We start from the raw sequence: 17318 nt of genomic DNA, 5'->3' as shown, positions 1-17318 counted from the left end.
ATGAAAAAAAATATTTCAAGCATCAGATTGCTGGCGGTTTTTTGCCTGTTTTCAGTCTTTCTTTGCGGCTGTGCCGCCAAGGTAAACACTCTTCCTAAAAAGAGAGTTGTATCGCAGCATACCAAAACCAAGGTTTGGAAAAGCAAAAAAGAAAGCGGAAAGTTTATTTCCGGTCCTGTTCGTTATTCCAAATTACCGGAACAGGCAGCAACCCTTGCTGCTCGCAGGCTTTCCGTGCAAAGCCAGAGTATGGGCACTTGGCGTGATCTCGGTCCGCAGATTCGTAAGTCAATTGAATATGTGCAGCGGAATCCTTCCGGCGGATTGGCCCTCAAACGCAATGAGCTGCGGCTTACATGGGGACAACTACGTAAGTCATTGGAAGACTTTGAAAGATTGTTACCCCGTCTGGATCGGAATCCGGAGTTGCTTGGCAAGTATTTTGTCTGGTATGAACTCCAGTCCGGTGCGGAAATGACCGGTTATTACACTCCGGTTATTGAAGCCAGCCTGACCAAGACAGGTCAGTATAAATATCCGGTGTACAGGCTTCCGCCCGACCTGCGTAAAGCACGTCCGGGCCAGACTCATCCATGGTCGGAGCAGTTGCGCAAAGCTTACCGGGTTGAAAATGGCAAGATACTTCCGTATCATTCCCGCCGTGACATCGACATCAATAAGGTTCTCGCGGGGAGGGGGCTTGAGGTCGCTTGGCTTAAAGACCCTGTAGACCTGTTCTATATGCACGTGCAGGGGGGCGGTGTTTTGCGTCTTCCCGATGGAAGGTTGCGGACCGCTGTTTTCAGCGGTAGTAACGGCAGGCCGTTCAAAGGGCTGGGCAGTATCATGCTTCACAGCGGGGTGCTGAAAAAAAGCCAGCTTTCCCGCGAAAAGATCAAGTCATGGCTGCTAGATAATCCCAAGCAGATGTGGGAGTTGATGGCCAAGAATGAAAGTTACATTTTTTTCAAGGTAACCCGCGGTCAGCCGCAGGCAGCAATCGGCAAGCCTCTTAAATCAATGGTCAGCCTTGCTACCGATCCGCAGCTCATTCCGCTCGGTTCTATTGTCGGTTTCCGCACGGATATTTTTCCAAAGCAAGGAAAACTTGCCCGCCGGGTTAACGGCATCGGACTGGCTCAGGATACCGGGAAAGCAATCAAAGGAACTCGTCTTGATTATTATATCGGGACCGGGAACCAATTCAAATATCCCGCACATCATCTGAAAAAGCAGGTGCCTGTATATTTATTGATAAGTAAATCTGCCCTGCGCAGATAGATTATATTTAAAAGAAAAATCTAATGTAGCCTGTGGCGAAGCCAGAGTAGAATGTTTTATAGCCGCCGAAGGCAAAAGGAGCTTATATATAATGACTCAGTTTGAAACAGTGATCGGGCTTGAGGTTCATGCCCAGCTTAAGACCAAGACCAAAATTTTCTGCGGTTGTTCCACTGAATTCGGTAAGGACCCCAACGAGAACGTCTGTGAAGTCTGCTCCGGCATGCCCGGCGTGCTTCCGGTTCTTAACGAAAAAGTTATGGAATACGCCGCCAAAATGGGGCTGGCTACCAATTGTACCGTGAACCAGAAATCAATCTTCGCCCGAAAGAACTATTTTTACCCCGACCTGCCTAAAGGCTACCAGATTTCCCAGTTCGACCTGCCCATCTGCGAGCACGGTCATCTTGATATTTCATGGGAAGATGCGGACGGCGAGAAGCATGGTAAACGTATCGGTATTACCCGTATCCATATGGAAGAAGATGCCGGTAAAAACATCCACTCCGCTGCTGAAAATGCAAGTTTCGTGGATTTGAACCGTACAGGTGTGCCGCTTATCGAGATCGTCAGTGAGCCTGATATGCGCAGTGCTGATGAAGCAGTTGCTTATCTCAAGTCTCTGCGCTCTATCCTGCTTTATCTCGGTATCTGCGACGGTAACCTTGAAGAAGGCTCCTTCCGCTGCGACGCAAATATTTCCGTACGTCCCGTTGGCCAGAAGGAATTCGGTACCCGTGCCGAGCTGAAGAACATCAACTCCTTCCGTAACATTCATAAGGCTATCCGTTACGAAGTTGCCCGTCAGATAGATCTCATCGAAGACGGTGAAAAGGTCATTCAGGAAACCCGCCTTTACGATGCAGACAAAGGTACCACCCATTCCATGCGCGGCAAGGAAGAAGCACACGATTATCGTTACTTCCCGGACCCGGATCTCGTGCCGCTGGTCATTGCCGATGAATGGCTGGGAGAATGGCAGACTTCACTGCCCGAGCTGCCTGCTGAGCGCAAAGCCCGGTTCATCGATGATATGGAACTCACCGAAGATGATGCTGAGCTTGTCAGCTCTGAAAAAGATATTGCCGATTATTTTGAAGAAGTTCTTGCAATTCACGACGATCCCAAGAAGGTCGTGAACTGGATCAAGGGTGACTTTTTACGCGAACTTAACCAGTCCGAAATGACTGTGGCTGAGTGCAAGTTTAAACCGGAACTGATGGCTAAGCTGATTCAGCTGGTCGAGAAGGATGTCATCAGCATCAAGATAGGTAAGGATATTTTCAGCGATGTATTCACTGAAGGTCTTGATCCTGAAAAATATGTCAAAGACAAGGGACTGGTACAGATTTCCGACAGCTCCTCCCTTGAAGCTGTGGTCGACAAGGTTCTGGCCGAGAACCCTGATGAAGTTGAAGCATTCAAGGGCGGCAAGAAAAAGCTGATGAGCTTCTTCATGGGCCAGATCATGCGTGAGACCAAGGGTAAGGCCAACCCCGGCATGGTCAGCAAGATGATTACCGAAAAACTTTCCTAACCAAAGCGAGATTTTGAGATGACCGAGCATATTCAGTTTTCCCCTGAGAAAGACGCCCTCGTACTGCTGGATCAGCGTTACCTGCCCACCCGCGAGGATTGGTTCGACTGCAAAACTACTGACGATATCGTTGAAGCTCTTGTTGTTATGGTTGTGCGCGGTGCTCCCGCTATCGGCGTGACCGCAGCCTACGGCTGTTACCTTGCAGGCCGCGAGGTTGCCGGAAGTGCAGACTGGAAAGCAGAGCTGGAAAAGAATCTCGATAAGATCGAAAATGCCCGTCCTACCGCAGTCAACCTGCGCTGGGCTGTGCGCGAAATGAAACGTATCTGGGCTGAAGCCGGTGATGTTTCCCTTGATGAGCTTTGCGATATCTGGCTCAAGCGTGCCAAAGAAATCCACGTTGATGACATCCGGATGTGCGAAGACATCGGCAAGTTCGGCGGCGAGCTCATGGATGACGGCGACACCATCATGACCCACTGCAACGCCGGTGCGCTGGCTACCGCCGGTTACGGCACTGCTCTCGGTGTTGTGCGCGGTGCAGTTGATCAGGGCAAGAAGGTTTCCGTTATTGCCAACGAAACCCGTCCCTTCCTGCAGGGTGCACGCCTCACTGCATATGAACTTCATCGTGACGGTATCCCGGTAAAGGTTGCCTGCGATAACGCCTGTGCGCTGCTGATGAAAAAAGGTCTGGTCCAGAAAGTTGTTGTAGGTGCTGACCGTATTGCCGCTAACGGTGATGCTGTGAACAAGATCGGAACCTACGGCGTAGCTCTGCTGGCCCGTGAATTCGGCATTCCTTTCTACGTTGCCGCTCCGGTCTACACCATCGACCCCGAAACACCCACCGGTGACGATGTGCCCATCGAAGACCGTACTCCTACCGAAGTAACCCACGTGGGCGATCACCGCATCACTCCCGAGGGTGTGGAAGTCTTCAACTTTGCCTTTGATCCGACTCCCAACGAACTAATCGCCGGGATCATCACCGAAAAAGGCGTTCTGAGACCTCCTTACACCGAGGCTATCAAAAAGCTTTTTGAAGAAGAGTAAGGTGAGATTGGGGTAATAAACTGCTTTACAGCCCCATACTCATTATGACATAGGACTCCTTTAAGGAGATTTTAATAGCGGGAAGCGGATGTCTTCCCGCTTTTTTTGATATATATTGCTTTGCACGGAAGCTGTAATTTCTGCGGAGCTCATTCATTTTTTTCGGAGGCCAGCCATGCTGCCAACCATCGCACTTATCGGACGTCCCAACGTAGGGAAGTCCACCTTATTTAACCGACTTCTGAGGAAGAAAAGGGCAATCACCCACGATATGCCCGGTATTACCCGTGACCGCATTTATGCCGAAGGTAATTACAACGGCGTTCATTACGCATTGATCGACACCGGTGGTCTGGTCATGGAAAGCGATAATGATTCAGAAGAATTTCAGGGCGACATCTTCGAACAGGCCCGTGAAGCCATCGAAGAGGCTCAGGCCCTTATTCTTGTTGTGGACGGACGTAGCGGAATAACCCAGCTTGATGAACAGGTTGCCGCATACATCCGCCAGAGTAACAAACCCATCCTGCTGCTGGTCAACAAGGTTGACGGTTCTGAGCTGGAAGCGCAGGCCACTGCTGATTTTCATGCCTTAGGCTTTGAAATGATGGCTGTTTCTGCAGAACACGGCTTTAACCTGCTTGAACTGCGTGAAAAGGTTGCCGATATGGCCCTTGCCACCGGAATTGAGTATCAGGAAGAAGATGAAGAGGCCAAAGGCCTTAAAATCGCCATGCTTGGTCGTCCCAACGCAGGTAAGTCTTCCATGGTTAACGCCTTGACCGGTGAACAGCGTGTTATCGTCAGCGATATTGCCGGAACAACCCGTGACAGCGTAGACGTAACCTTTGAGAGCGGTGGAAAGGTTTATACCTTTGTAGACACTGCCGGGGTACGCCGTCGGACCAATATTACCGATACTATTGAGCGGTTCAGCGTTGTGCGCGCCCTGAAGAGCAGTACCAAGGCCGACATTACCGTAATGGTTGTGGATGCTCTGGCCGGGATCACAAAGCAGGATAAGCGTCTGTTGGAATACCTGCTGCGTGAGGCCGTTCCGTTCATCATCGCGGTCAACAAGATCGACCTTGTTTCCAAATCCGAACGTAATTTGCTGCGTGAAGGCTTTGAGCGTGCTTTGCGCATGGCGAACCATGTTCCGGTCGTTTATACTTCCTGTATTTCCAAATCCGGCCTGGGCGGAATCCTGCCTCTTGCCAGCAGGCTGAAGGCAGAGTGTTCTCTGCGTATTTCCACCGGACAGTTGAACCGGATCATGAAGGAAATCATCGAGAAGCATCAGCCTCCGGTTGTCAAACGCAGAAGGGCCAAGTTTAAATACATGACTCAGGCTGACGATGAGCCGCCAACCTTTATTTTCTTCATTAACGATGAGAAACTTATCAAGACTTCTTATCACCGTTTTCTGGAAAACAGGCTCAGGAAGATTCTGAATGTGAAGCATGCTCCTTTAAATATTGTGTTCAGGTCTACTTTTAGAGCAAAAGAAGATATAGTTCATAAATAATTCAAAAAAGTTTAAAAATGTTGTTGACAGTCAGGGGGCGCGGATGTATTACAACGCTTCCTGAGTGAGTGAAGCGGATCACGCTTCTTCACCACATATACGGAGAGGTGGCCGAGCACGGCTGAAGGCGCTCGCCTGCTAAGCGAGTATAGGGCTTAAAACTCTATCGAGGGTTCAAATCCCTCCCTCTCCGCCACATGAAAGTCAAAAGGCAGTTGGAGTTATCCAGCTGCCTTTTTGCTTTAAGTAGGTATGCAATTCTTGAGGGTAATGTGCCAATTTATGCATAGTTGTCAGGTTGCTATTTACCTTCTTTTCTTGTTAAGAATGAATCTCAGTTTTATAACTGAACTTTATATTATATATTCTTTCCGGGTGGTTGATGCTAAATTTGGTTACAGTTGTTATTGCCGATGATCATGCGCTGGTCAGGGAAGGGCTGAAGACGATACTCAAGTCTCAATCTGGAATCAGTGTCCTTGGGATGGCTGAGAACGGTGAAGAGGCGGTGCGTCTGTGCAGGCGTTTGAATCCGGATGTGGCGCTTATGGATCTCTCTATGCCTATCAAGAGCGGCGTACAGGCCATTCAGGAGCTTTCCGGCGAAGGCAAGACAAAGTTTCTGGCCCTCACTGCCCATGTTGAGCCTGACCATATATACTCGGCTCTTGATGCCGGAGCCAGCGGTTACGTTCTCAAGACTTCTTCCAGTAAGGAACTGGTCATGGCTATAGAAACTGTCATGCAGGGCAAAGTCTATCTTGCTCCGGATATTTCAGCGGAAGTGGCGAAAGGATTCCTGCAGAGGGAACGCAGCAATAGTTGTGATAGCCTTGAGTCTCTTACCGAACGTGAACGTGAGGTCTTGAAGCAGGTTCTTGCGGGCTATAAAAATCGAGAAATTGCCGATCTGCTGGTCATCAGTGTTAAAACAGTGGAAAAGCATCGTTCAAATTTCATGAAGAAGCTTGGCCTGCGTTCCAAATCAGAGCTTAAGGCTTACGGTGAAGAGCTTAAGGGAAAGGGCATCTATCTCTAAGAAAAGGAATGCGGGCGCCCGGATAAGCCGGAATAGGTAACTCCGCGTCGCAGTAAATAAAAAAGTTGGTAGTTGCCGTATTTAAAATGCAAATTTCTACGTGTTATTTTTAAAAAAAGGTTGACATCTGAGGCAAGTTCGGGAAAGTTCTTGTCTCACCTTTTGGAGAGGTGGCAGAGTCCGGTTGAACGCGGTAGTCTTGAAAACTATTGAGGGTGTGAGCCCTCCGGGGGTTCGAATCCCTCCCTCTCCGCCAGAATAGACTAAGGCCCTGACTGAAAAGTCAGGGCCTTTTTTATTGTTAACCTACCCCTTCCTTACTTCAACAATAGTAGTGTCATCATTCTGTTCAATACCGTTTCGCCAGTTGCTGACTGCTTTGGCTAACCGTTCTCCCCTTGACTCGGGGTCGCCGTTGAGCAGCGTTTCAAGTACCCGTTCATCTCCGAATAGATTTTTCTCGCTGTCTTCAGCTTCAGTTACTCCGTCACTCATCATTATGCAGGATTCGCCGGTTCGCAGTACGGTCTCAGCTAGTTCGTATTTTGTGTCATCCATTACACCGAGCGGTAATCCCGTCTTTCCTTTTACTTCTTTCTTTCCGTCTTTGTTTATTATCAGCGGCGGCATGTGGCCTGCATTTACCCATTGCAGCAGGCCCGAATCGGGGAAATAGCGCAGAATGAATACTGTTACGAAGTTGCTGTCCCTTTCAAGGAAGGGGAAAATATCATTGTTTACTGCGCAGAGCAGTTTGTCAGGACTCTTGTATTTTGGAGCATGAGAGCGAATCTGGGTCCAGGCTGAGGCCATGACCAGTGCGGCTGGGAGTCCTTTGCCTGAGACATCGGCAAGATAGATCATCCATGATCCGTCTTCCAGATCGATAATGTCGTAAAAGTCTCCGCCCACGAACAGGGCCGGACTGCAGTATGCGTAGATGGAATCCCCATTACCAAGGTCTGGGTTCTTGGGCCAGAAGTGGGATTGTATGCGGGCTGCGGCATCCAGTTGTACTTGCAGCTTTTCCTTTTCAATGCGCTGCTCCTCGTTTTCGGCATAAAGCAATAGTGATTTAAATCCAAGCGTTACCAGAAATGTACTGCCTGCAAGGTAAAGAATGCCGCTCAAGTTAAGCATTATCCCGGTGGTAACAAACAGCACAGCATTGCCAGCTGCATACAGAATTATCAAAAGAGCCGAGGCTATGACAAATTTGCGGGGCCCAAATCGGACAGACAGCAGGCAGATAAGACCCACCATGAATATTGCAATGAGCAGCACGCTCCATTGAGGAGCATTGCGAATGAATTTTTGCTGCAGGATGGTGTTTACTGCGTTGGAATGGATCGTGACCAGCGGTTCCGCACTGGCGATAGGGGTCGGGCCTATATCCGTGCTGCCGGAAGATGTCAGGCCGATAAAAACAGTCTTGCCTTTTATGATATTGCGTAAATCCGCTTCGGCCTCTTCATCGCCGGATGCTGCGATCACATCATGGAATGATAAGCTGGTGAAACCGTGCCCCCAGAGGCCGACAAAGTTCACTGCCATGTGCCCCTGTTGATCAAGTGGAATGGTAATCTCTCTTCCGTTTTCGTCGCTTAGTTTCAATTGTCCATCTGTCCATTCAGCATATTTGATATCCATAATTCCCATGGCCGTGCGCAGATCAATTGAAGGCAGTGGGGCGCCGTTTAAACTGATGAGCAAAGGTATGCGGCGCAGGACTCCGTCTTCATCGGGAGAGGCGGAAATATGGCCTATCCCGATGGCGCTGTCGGCAAGGGACGGTAAGGGCATGAAAGCCCGATCAGCCTGACTTATCTCATTAAGAGAGGGGGTAGGACTGTCCAGCAGCGATTTGCTCAGCGCTACTTTGTATTCATTAAGAGGTAATATTATTTTTTCCGGCTCGCTGATCAGGCTGAATCCGGCTGGCAGCAGAACCCGGCCTTGCCGGACCGCTTGTATCAGGCGTGCGTCGCCTCCTTTACTGCCCTGTCCGTGGAAAACAATGTCATAAGCAATCAGCTTTGCATCGCAGCGGGTCAGAGTTTCAATTGCCTGCCCGTGGATTCCCCTGTCCCACGGCCATTTACCCAGCTCTTCAAGACTTGCGTCATCAATATTAAGCAGCACAATGTCGCTTGCTGCAGGAATATTTCCAGCGAGCCTGATCCTCATGTCGTAAAGAGTGGATTCCATGCGGTCGAAAAAAGAAGGGAGCAGTACCAGAGCGGAAACCAACAGCATGAAAATTAGGACCGATATGCTCGAGAGCCGGAAAATAAATTGTGACTTTGGAGACTTCTTCATGGAGCGACCTACTCTGGAGTATCTTTCTTTACCTTAACATCACGACCGGCTGATCCGGTCATATCGATAGGTGCCAGAGGGGCGGACTTGCGGAAACGGCCTCTTTCTCCTTTGGAGAATGTTTCCAGTTTCCAGATGGTCTTGGAGGCATCGGGCAAAAGTCTGTCAGCTTCTTTTTCTCCACCGGGGATGAGATATAAACCGTCGCCGATCTCTTCGCCCGCAAGGGTAGGTAGTTCTGCAAAGCTGGCGTAGAGGATGATTCTTTCTTTGCCGAACGGTTCTGATATGTATAACCCCCGGTTTTCTCCGGCCGCCGGAGTCCGGTATTCCTTGCCTCCGACAACTTTTCCGTTAATTCCGGTCCCTGAAGGGACAATCCTGATTGTCTCTCCTGAGGCGGTTACGTAGAGCAGCAGTACATTGCAGTCCTGCAACGGAGTGAGGGTGATGTTGAGTTCTTCTCCCTCAATATATTCAGTTTTATCGGTTTTAAGATTTACTTCCGGCTTGGCGGCAAAAGCGGTTGCAGTGAATATTATGAGAAGCAAGCACATACTTGCGGTTATGGATGCGCGTTTAACAATCATAAAGTGTGACCCCCGCTGAAGTTATTATCGTCCATAATACACGAAAGGAGCCCAATAGTAAGGCTTCTTCATTCTTTTCCCGAATTTGCCGTTGATGAAATCTTTTTTGGTGGCGGACAGCGCTTGCTCAAAAGCGCTGCCTTTTTCGACCTTGCCATACATATCAGTCATGAAGTCCACGGCTGAGCGGTCTGATACATTCCATAGGGAAACAGACATGGCACCGGCTCCTGCAGTGAGAAAGGCGTGGGTAAGCCCAACCACCCCCTCACCACGGACAAGTGCTCCCAATCCTGTTTCACATGCGGAAAGATTGACGAAGTCTGCGCCTATTTTTAGTTTGCGGATTTCGGCAGCATTGAGAAAACCATCATTTGAATCATCTCCTTGGGTGCGTGAAAGAACCAGCGCTGAAAGTTCCGGGCGGGTGGGAACCGCTATGCCGTGTACGGCAAAATGTATTATCCCGGCCTTATTCAGAGCTCCGCTGTCGGAAAGTTTGCGCAGATATTTTTCGTTAACATCACTCCCTTTAATCAAGGTGGATTGTTTGAAAATGGATGATATTTTTTCAATCTCATCAGCAGTGCCGGGGAGATCTGAAAAGCGATCCAGTTCAAGGCATGAATAGGCAAAATTGAGTGGCTGACGGTTCTTGAAAGCAATAACTATTTTCTCATCAAGCGCCTCATCTTCACACACGTTTTTAGGTGTAGATGAAGGGTTATGCTTTTCATATTCAGCTCCTCCCAGTGCAATGATGGAAAGATCTTTGCGGTTGCTGTTTCTTTCCCCCAGAACTTTAAGTATAGCTGCAGATTGTACATAGCCGATTTCGAAATCCTGAACTAAATAATTATTCGAAGTCGTTTGCAGTGTTTCAAATGGAATCAAAGCCAGCGGTCCGTCAGGTATAATTATTAGTCTTTTTTTGCCGGATGTTATCTGTGCTGCGCCTTCAAGAAGCAGGCTGTAGAGTTCCTTCGCCAGAAGTATGCGATCCTGTTTATGTATATCCGCCGGATCAGACAGGAAGGTGCGATAGCGGGTCACAGCTTCCATGATGTTTTCAATTGGTGGAAGCTTTTCAACCTTTTTCTTGTTCGAAGATTTGAAGCCGCGTTCCCCTGTTGTCTGGGTGTTAAGCTGAGCGGTCATAACGGTTTGAAATTGGTTTACCGCTTCTGTGAATTCTTTAAAACGCAGCCTTTTGACTAAGGATTTATTCTGGTCAACGGCCAGTAAACGCAGACGGTTTTTACCGGTTACGCTGAACATAAGCACAGCGGATTGTTCTGGAATTATTTCTTGGAATTCAGGTAGTAAGAAATGAGTTTCTGTATCGTTGTCACCAATTGTTTCGGCAAGCTGGCGGGCCCGGCTCATTTCAAATGTGTCAAAGAAACCGGATGTGTCTTTGCGTGCGGAGTAGGCATCAATAAGTCTGTTGTATGAATTGATCTGACTGGCAAGATAGGTTCTTTTACGGCTTCCCTGAGCTGTCTCCCGCAGCTTGTTTTTGATCTGAACTGCTTTGTTCAGGGAGTCGATGGCTGAATTATAGTCCCCTTTATCATAAGCAATGACTCCCAAAAGGTGCAGATCATCAGCGATGTTTTTTTTACGTCCCAGTCGGGTGTTGATGGCAAGGGCACGGTCGGCATTACTTTTTGCCTGATCAAGATTTTGCCTCTCAATATTGATTTTTGTTATGTCGGTCAGATTCTCAGCAACAATTTCTTCGTTTCCCAGCTGTTCGTTAATTTTCAATCCCTGAAGGAAGGCATGTTCGGCCTTGTCAAGCTGCTTACTTTTCAGATAGATCTTTCCAAGTCTATTCCATGTCTTGGATTGCAGCTTAAAAGAGGCACTTTCATTAGCAAACTCAAGTGCTTTGAGCATATATTTTTCAGATTCAGCATGCTCTTTTTCTTTAAGATAAAATATGGCTAAAGCCGTATTAAGAACAGTTAAATTTTTTGTGTTATTACTGTCTTTTAAAAAATGCTCAGCTTTCTTAAGGTGTTTTTTTACAGACTTACGGTCCCCCCATTTTCCGGATATTTCCGCCAGCCGCATGCAGATCATTCCGGCCGGATCATTTTCACCCATTTTTTCAGCAATTTCCAAGGCTTTTAAATAATTCTCTTCGGCAAGGCCATAGCGGGCTTGCGATTTGTATGCATTGCCGAGTCCCGAATAACACTGGAAAAGCGGTCGGGCACTTTTACGCCGGGGAATTTGTTTCAGCGTTTTGGAGTATGCTTTTATGGCGCATTCATAGTTCTCTTGTTGCAGGCAGGATTGTCCTTTCTTTAATCCTTTTACCCAGTCCGGTTTTTTAGCCGCAGCGTGGGTAGGGCAAAGAAGCAGGGCAAGCAACATAATATAGAGCAGACAATAGTTTTTCATCCTCATATTTCAACATAAGAACTGTTTTTTTACAATGTAGCTGATGAAATAGTTGTACAAGAATGTCTGATTCCAAGCTGTATGAGAATACTTGTGTCGGTTCTGGTACGCGGGAAACAGCGGGCGGCTATTCAATGAAAGATCCCGGATCGGCAAAAGCCGATCCGGGATCATCGATTCTCTGTATTGGGCGCAGGGGAGATGGAATTTTATTTTGCTATTTGGACTTTTGGGACACGGAGTAATGCCCCGGAGTTGATACCGCTTTTGTTGATCAATTCCAGGGTAAGCATCATTTCGTCTTCAAGGATATAACGGGCTTGATCTGCTCGGTGGTGACGGAAGTCGTCTTCATAAAGCCTTACCAGATCAATCGTATTGCCCATGGAGCTTATGGAGCTGCGCAGTATCCGGTGATATGATTCTATGGAGGGCTGCATATTGAACTGAAAAGTCCTGCCTGCAATGATCAGCGGCTCTTCGATGATTTCAAACGGCTTAACAAGTGCAAGACGAACACACATGTACCACCCCTGCTCGTTGTCATTGGGAGCTCTGAAAATACCAATGTCATTGTGCAGTCTGCGTTTGTAAAGCAACCCTCTGAGGTCGCAAACTTCACATAGCATTTCCCGAACTTGTCCCATGGGTTGGACATCATTAGCCATATTGCTGGCGTTTTGCAGGAAGTGTCCGCATTTAACGGCTGTAACATCGGTTTTGTAGTCTATTTGTTTCAACAGTGAACTCAGGCAATGGGGCAGAAGTTTATCGGAAATGTCTGACCAGAAAATGTATTTGCCTCTGGCTGCATACAGCCCGCTGTTAAGTAAATCATGAAATTCACCTGTACGGTTGATCGTCCTGATATTCAGTTCCGGGAAGTTGTTTGCAAGAGCGGTGATGATGTTCGCATCGGCAGTTTGGTTGAGCAAAAGCACTTCGATCGATTTTTCTGTTTGCTTGGATAGCATGGTCAGAAACATGGGCAACAATTTGTGATCTGCTGCACCATTAAGAGGAACAATGATGCTTACTTTGAGGCCATGCTCTTTCTCAGGAGTCGGGATGACAGGTCTTAGGATGGTCCTGTCTTTAGAGATAACCAGCCCTTTGTTTACATGTCTGACCCTGCCCAGTCTATTCAGCTTGTGCCATGTTTTTGCCAGCACATCTGTTGCGCTCGCAGAAAATCCACCGGCATTACGCAGGGTTTCTGTTTCAAACATTGCGCAAGCGCCTACTTCGTTGAAATGCGGCAGTGAATAGGCTGCAGTAGCGGTCTTATGCTCAAAAATAGAACCGAGCCGGGAAAACATAAGCTCATCAAAACAGTCGTCATTACCAATGTATTCCATTTCCCGGTTGTCACTGATGAGCCTTTTCATGTTCGGGTAACTGAGTACTGTATCTGTTTTAGATAAAAACATTTCACGCAGGCTGTAGCAGAAATTCTCCGTGTATTGGCAATCCGGCGAAGCTGTAACCGTAAAAGGTGCTTTCGCCAATTCCAACCCTTTATTCAGCATTTTTTGCAAGGGAAGATCTTTTGCGTCAACATGAAGCAGATAAAGGCGATCGTTGTATTTTGCTTTTATTTCCTTTTCCACTTCACCACTGCCATCAGCATCCAGCAGAATCAGTTCCGTGTTTAGAATTTGGTCGAGCAGAGCGTCGATACATAATCTTACTTCATCATTCCATATATATACAGGAAGCAGGATGCTAGCCTCAACTTCGCTTCTGATATCGGAAATTGAAAGACCTGCTTGCTCATAGAGCTCAGTGGCTGTCTGCGGTCCTTCAAGAACCAGTTCTCTATAAAAATTGAGCAACTCCTCTTCGACAGGCAAGCCTTCTCCCATATGGTCCGTTACATTGGTTCCTTCTGAGTTGTCATACAGGGCCATCGGTTCGCCTTTATGGAAGTAGAAAGCCCAGTCCTGCTTTCGAACGCAGGCATAGTCGGTGACACTCGTTACATCGAAACTGACGTTGCGTTCGGATATGCCGATCAGTTCCGGAACAGGGCCGCCTTGGAGCACGGATTTCAGGCTGATGCCCTGCGCTTTCATTTCTTTGCCCAGTGCAAGGTCGAGCAGGGTCGGTGCGATGTCTATTGAGCGGATTAGCTCATGCTTTTTAGACGGGGTAAGCCCTTCGGCAATAAAGGACGCAAATACGCGTGTTTTGTTATTGGCAAAGCCCCATGGCATGCTTTTGTCATATTCAATGTAGTTCTCATCTAAAACACAGCCATGATCGGAAGTCACAACAACGATATCTTCCGGTCCGGGGGCAATTTTATCCCAGAGTGCTTTAAAATCCTTTGCTTGTCGGGACACAACTTTGAGGTATTCATCGGTAGTCCAGCTGGTCTTCTGGTTGCCTCCGAAATCGTGGATATAATCAAGGTGGAAATTGACGAAGAAAGGTTTCTTGCTTTGCCTGACTCTGGCAATGAAAGCATCGCGCCTATCATTGTCGTAATTTCGGTGCGGAGTGTGTTCAAGGGTGGGATAGCCGGATTCAAATACATCAAATCCTCGTTTAGGCTGGCAGGAGTCTAGGCTGCTGTCATCCCAGCGGAAGGTCTGGTAACCGTAATGTTTGAAATACTCGGTAACGGTCAGGACATCGTCTTTGAAATTACGGATGGTCTGTACTCCGTGATGAATCATCCCGGTCAGTCCGGGGCGCAGGGATGAGAAATACGAAGGTGCGGAGATTCTGGTAGAACCGCCGCTGGTCATGACATCAGTAAACAGGATGCCCTGTTCAATTATTTCGTCAATTTCATTGTAGACGGCTGTTTCGGAAAGACATGATGCCAGCATGTCCGATCTCAGGGTGTCAATTACGATCCAGATGATGTTTTTCATTTGAAGAGGCCTCGTTCAGAAACTAGAAAGTCAGCAAAGCATTAAAACGGTATGGGGACATAGGATAACTTTCGAGATCCTGATCAAAGGTCTGGACCTTCATGCCGTGTTTTTGACCGTATTCGTGAAACCATTCTTTCGGATAGTAAAGATGGCGGTAGGGGCTGTCTTCTGCTGTCGGATATTCTTCCCCGGCATAAACGACATTGCGCCTGAAGTTTTCGCATAGGTCGCGTTTTGCAAGATCAGGAACATCGAGAATGAATATTTTCCCGTCGCGAGTTAGAACACGCAAGATTTCATCCATGGCCTTCTCTGCATAGTTGAGGTCCCGGAAGTAGAAGAATACTCCGTGGGAAAAAACAGCTTCGAACATGTTGTCCGCAAAACCGAGTGCTGAAGCTTCGCAAGCTTTGCCATTCAATTCAGGGATTGCGGATGTGGCTTTTTGGATCAGTGTTTCAGAGTAATCTGCGCCGTAAAGTTCCGGTCCGGAATTGCGGAAGGTGTATAGCATTGCCCCGGCACCGCAGCCCACTTCCAGAATCTTTGAAGCCTTATCGGTTTCCAGTCTGTTTTTTATATCTGCTGAAGTTTTCATCCAGTCATCAACTGAAATTGCTCCTGTTCCTGTGTCAAAACCGTCTGCTTTCATCAGGTCTTCAAGGGAGTCGCCGTTTTCAGTCCCTTTGCGGGTCCATACCTCGTGCCATTTATTTTCAGTAGAAATGTTCATTTAATCTCTCCCTTATGCTGTTTGAGAAGTGAGTATATTGTCAGCAAGTGTTGTGGTCAGGGCATCAACCAGCATGCGGTTTTCCTCGGGAGTTTTAACCGCAAGCCGCAGGTAGCGTCCTTCGGGAAGTCCTTGCTTATTGCCGAGGTCTTTAACCAGCATTTTGTAATTCATGAATAATTGTTCCTGAACATATTCGGAAGAAACTCCCTCAGGAAGTTCACAGCAGAAATAGTTCGCGAATGAAGGGATAACCCTCAGGGTTGGAATTGCGTTCAACATTTCGCCCATTTCATCTCGCGCTTCAATCACTTTGGCGCGGGCTAAAGCGTAATCGCTGCGATATTTAGGGAGAATATCCAGAAAATATTGGGCAACGGAGTTGATATGCCAGATAGGCAGGGCCGTGCGTATTTCTTTAATGAGTTCCCGGTCAGTACTTGCAATGTAACCAAGCCTGATTCCCGGAACGCCGAGGTCTTTGCTCAAACTGCGCAGAATGATCACATTCGGATATTTATCCAGCTCATCGAGAAGGGTGGTGTCACGCCCGGTACCGATGAAATCGGCAAATGATTCGTCAAGGATAATCATATCAAGCTCACGCAACTCTTCGAACATGTAACGCAGTTCTGCGGGTTTAAATCGTGTTCCGGTAGGGTTGCCGGGATTGACGATAACCAGTGCATTGGATCCGCTTGATTTTACTTCTTTGATAATTGTTGCCGGAGTCTGGGTCAGGCTTTGCGGACAGGGCGGAATAGCATGAATCTGCTCCGGCTTAAGGTTTCGTGCATACTCATCAAATGAAGGCTGAAGCAAAGTGACCTTGTTGATTTTTTGACGCAGGAGTTCAATCAGTTCTGAACCACCGTTTGCAACGGCGAGCATGGATTCATCAATTTTAGCCCAGTTCGCAAGGCTGAGGTTGATTTCCTGCTGGCCCGAAGGATAGTTGCCGAGCAGGTCGGTCAGGTTCAGGCGCAGTTCATTATAAAGGTTTTGGTTCGGAAAATACGGATTGTAGAGATATTCAAAATCCGTAAAGTCGTAACGCCAGTATCCGCCGTATTTTTTGCGAACCTTTTCCAGTAGGGATCTATCATCGGTTACATATGCCTCGGCCCGTTGCAGGTCGGTAAAGTCATCAATTTCAAACCAGCGGTGAGAATTGCATATCTTGGCTTTAAGTTCTTTGCTGCCCATGAAGATGATCACACCCAGAACCAGTTCATAATACTCATTCTGGCCGTTCATTTTTACATAGAGATCAATGGTGGGGAGGAAAATATTCTGAAGAAAATCTTCAGTAAAAGTGTATATGTTTACCGTCTTGTATTTATCTGTAAAATTGAAATTTTCATCCTGATCTTTGCCGGGGATCAGCCGGGTAATGTTCTTGCGGTCGGGTGAGAGTTCCACCACTGTTCCGTCCATATGGGGCTGGAAATGATCGACCATAACAGCATTGGCAAACGGCTCTTCGAGCAACGCTTCAATCAGTCCCGGCTCAAAGAAAATATCACATTCCAGAAGAATGGTGTTTCTGTCCCATAATTCGCGGGTCAGCCACAGGGAGTGGATATTGTTGGTCTTGTCCCACTCCGCGTTGCGCACGTAGACAATTTCAATACCGTTGTAGCTGTCACCCAGCCTTTCATGAAGCTGCTCAGATTTGTACCCTTCTACAATAATAAACCGCTCAACCGGATGCTTTGACAGTATCTCCAAGGCGTTAACGATCAGAGGGCATCCATTGACTTCGACCAGTGGCTTGGGAACATCATCCGTAATGGGACTTAGTCTTTGTCCTCTTCCGGCTGCTAGAATGATAACCTGCATTGCTGTCTCCATGTCAAATTTGTGTTTTCAATGGGCTGAAATAAGCAATGTTTGTTCCAAAATAAAGTTTAATTAAGATTAATTAAAAAAAAT

11 protein-coding genes and 2 tRNA genes are annotated in these 17318 nt (G+C 47.6%); 7 read left to right on the top strand and 6 right to left on the bottom strand.

Annotated elements, in window-relative coordinates; translation table 11 throughout:
* The 7 genes from ACKU40_RS10520 to ACKU40_RS10490 all read left to right on the top strand — a co-directional run bounded on the left by ACKU40_RS10520 (nt 1) and on the right by ACKU40_RS10490 (nt 6700).
* Nucleotides 1–1281: an MltA domain-containing protein gene (locus ACKU40_RS10520; RefSeq protein ID WP_320172756.1), complete on the top strand. Its 1281-nt coding sequence runs from the start codon at nt 1–3 to the stop codon at nt 1279–1281.
* A 91-nt stretch (nt 1282–1372) separates the two neighbouring features.
* Nucleotides 1373–2818 carry an Asp-tRNA(Asn)/Glu-tRNA(Gln) amidotransferase subunit GatB gene (gene gatB, locus ACKU40_RS10515; RefSeq protein ID WP_320172755.1) on the top strand — a complete coding sequence of 482 codons (1446 nt, stop codon included), beginning with the start codon at nt 1373–1375 and terminating at the stop codon, nt 2816–2818.
* A gap of 18 nt (nt 2819–2836) precedes the next feature.
* Nucleotides 2837–3877 carry an S-methyl-5-thioribose-1-phosphate isomerase gene (gene mtnA, locus ACKU40_RS10510; protein ID WP_320172754.1) on the top strand — a complete coding sequence of 347 codons (1041 nt, stop codon included), beginning with the start codon at nt 2837–2839 and terminating at the stop codon, nt 3875–3877.
* Nucleotides 3878–4052: 175 nt separating this feature from the next.
* Nucleotides 4053–5405 carry a ribosome biogenesis GTPase Der gene (der, locus tag ACKU40_RS10505; RefSeq protein WP_320172753.1) on the top strand — a complete coding sequence of 451 codons (1353 nt, stop codon included), beginning with the start codon at nt 4053–4055 and terminating at the stop codon, nt 5403–5405.
* 101 nt (nt 5406–5506) lie between these two features.
* A tRNA-Ser gene (locus ACKU40_RS10500) sits at nt 5507–5601 on the top strand.
* Nucleotides 5602–5787: 186 nt separating this feature from the next.
* Entirely contained in the window at nt 5788–6444 is a 657-nt protein-coding gene (locus tag ACKU40_RS10495) for a response regulator transcription factor (RefSeq protein ID WP_320172752.1), read from the top strand.
* Between the two features lie 164 nt (nt 6445–6608).
* A tRNA-Ser gene (locus ACKU40_RS10490) sits at nt 6609–6700 on the top strand.
* 50 nt (nt 6701–6750) lie between these two features.
* On the opposite strand, the gene ACKU40_RS10485 is transcribed toward ACKU40_RS10490, so the two are convergent.
* The 6 genes from ACKU40_RS10485 to ACKU40_RS10460 all read right to left on the bottom strand — a co-directional run bounded on the left by ACKU40_RS10485 (nt 6751) and on the right by ACKU40_RS10460 (nt 17225).
* Nucleotides 6751–8700, bottom strand: a complete 1950-nt coding sequence (locus ACKU40_RS10485) for a CHASE2 domain-containing protein (protein WP_320172751.1) — start codon at nt 8698–8700, stop codon at nt 6751–6753.
* A gap of 71 nt (nt 8701–8771) precedes the next feature.
* Nucleotides 8772–9353 carry a DUF4384 domain-containing protein gene (locus tag ACKU40_RS10480; protein ID WP_320172750.1) on the bottom strand — a complete coding sequence of 194 codons (582 nt, stop codon included), beginning with the start codon at nt 9351–9353 and terminating at the stop codon, nt 8772–8774.
* Between the two features lie 24 nt (nt 9354–9377).
* Nucleotides 9378–11765 (bottom strand): CHAT domain-containing protein, encoded by a 2388-nt coding sequence (locus tag ACKU40_RS10475; RefSeq protein ID WP_320172749.1) that lies wholly within the window; start codon nt 11763–11765, stop codon nt 9378–9380.
* Nucleotides 11766–11974: 209 nt separating this feature from the next.
* Nucleotides 11975–14647: a sulfatase-like hydrolase/transferase gene (locus tag ACKU40_RS10470; RefSeq protein WP_320172748.1), complete on the bottom strand. Its 2673-nt coding sequence runs from the start codon at nt 14645–14647 to the stop codon at nt 11975–11977.
* A 22-nt stretch (nt 14648–14669) separates the two neighbouring features.
* Nucleotides 14670–15383, bottom strand: coding sequence for a class I SAM-dependent methyltransferase (locus ACKU40_RS10465; protein ID WP_320172747.1), 714 nt, complete (start codon nt 15381–15383; stop codon nt 14670–14672).
* Between the two features lie 12 nt (nt 15384–15395).
* Nucleotides 15396–17225, bottom strand: a complete 1830-nt coding sequence (locus ACKU40_RS10460) for an aminotransferase class I/II-fold pyridoxal phosphate-dependent enzyme (RefSeq protein ID WP_320172746.1) — start codon at nt 17223–17225, stop codon at nt 15396–15398.
* Between the last annotated feature and the right edge of the window lie 93 nt (nt 17226–17318).

The organism is Maridesulfovibrio sp., assembly GCF_963666665.1.
Lineage (GTDB): Bacteria > Desulfobacterota > Desulfovibrionia > Desulfovibrionales > Desulfovibrionaceae > Maridesulfovibrio.
This window is presented reverse-complemented; position numbering and strand designations above follow the sequence as displayed.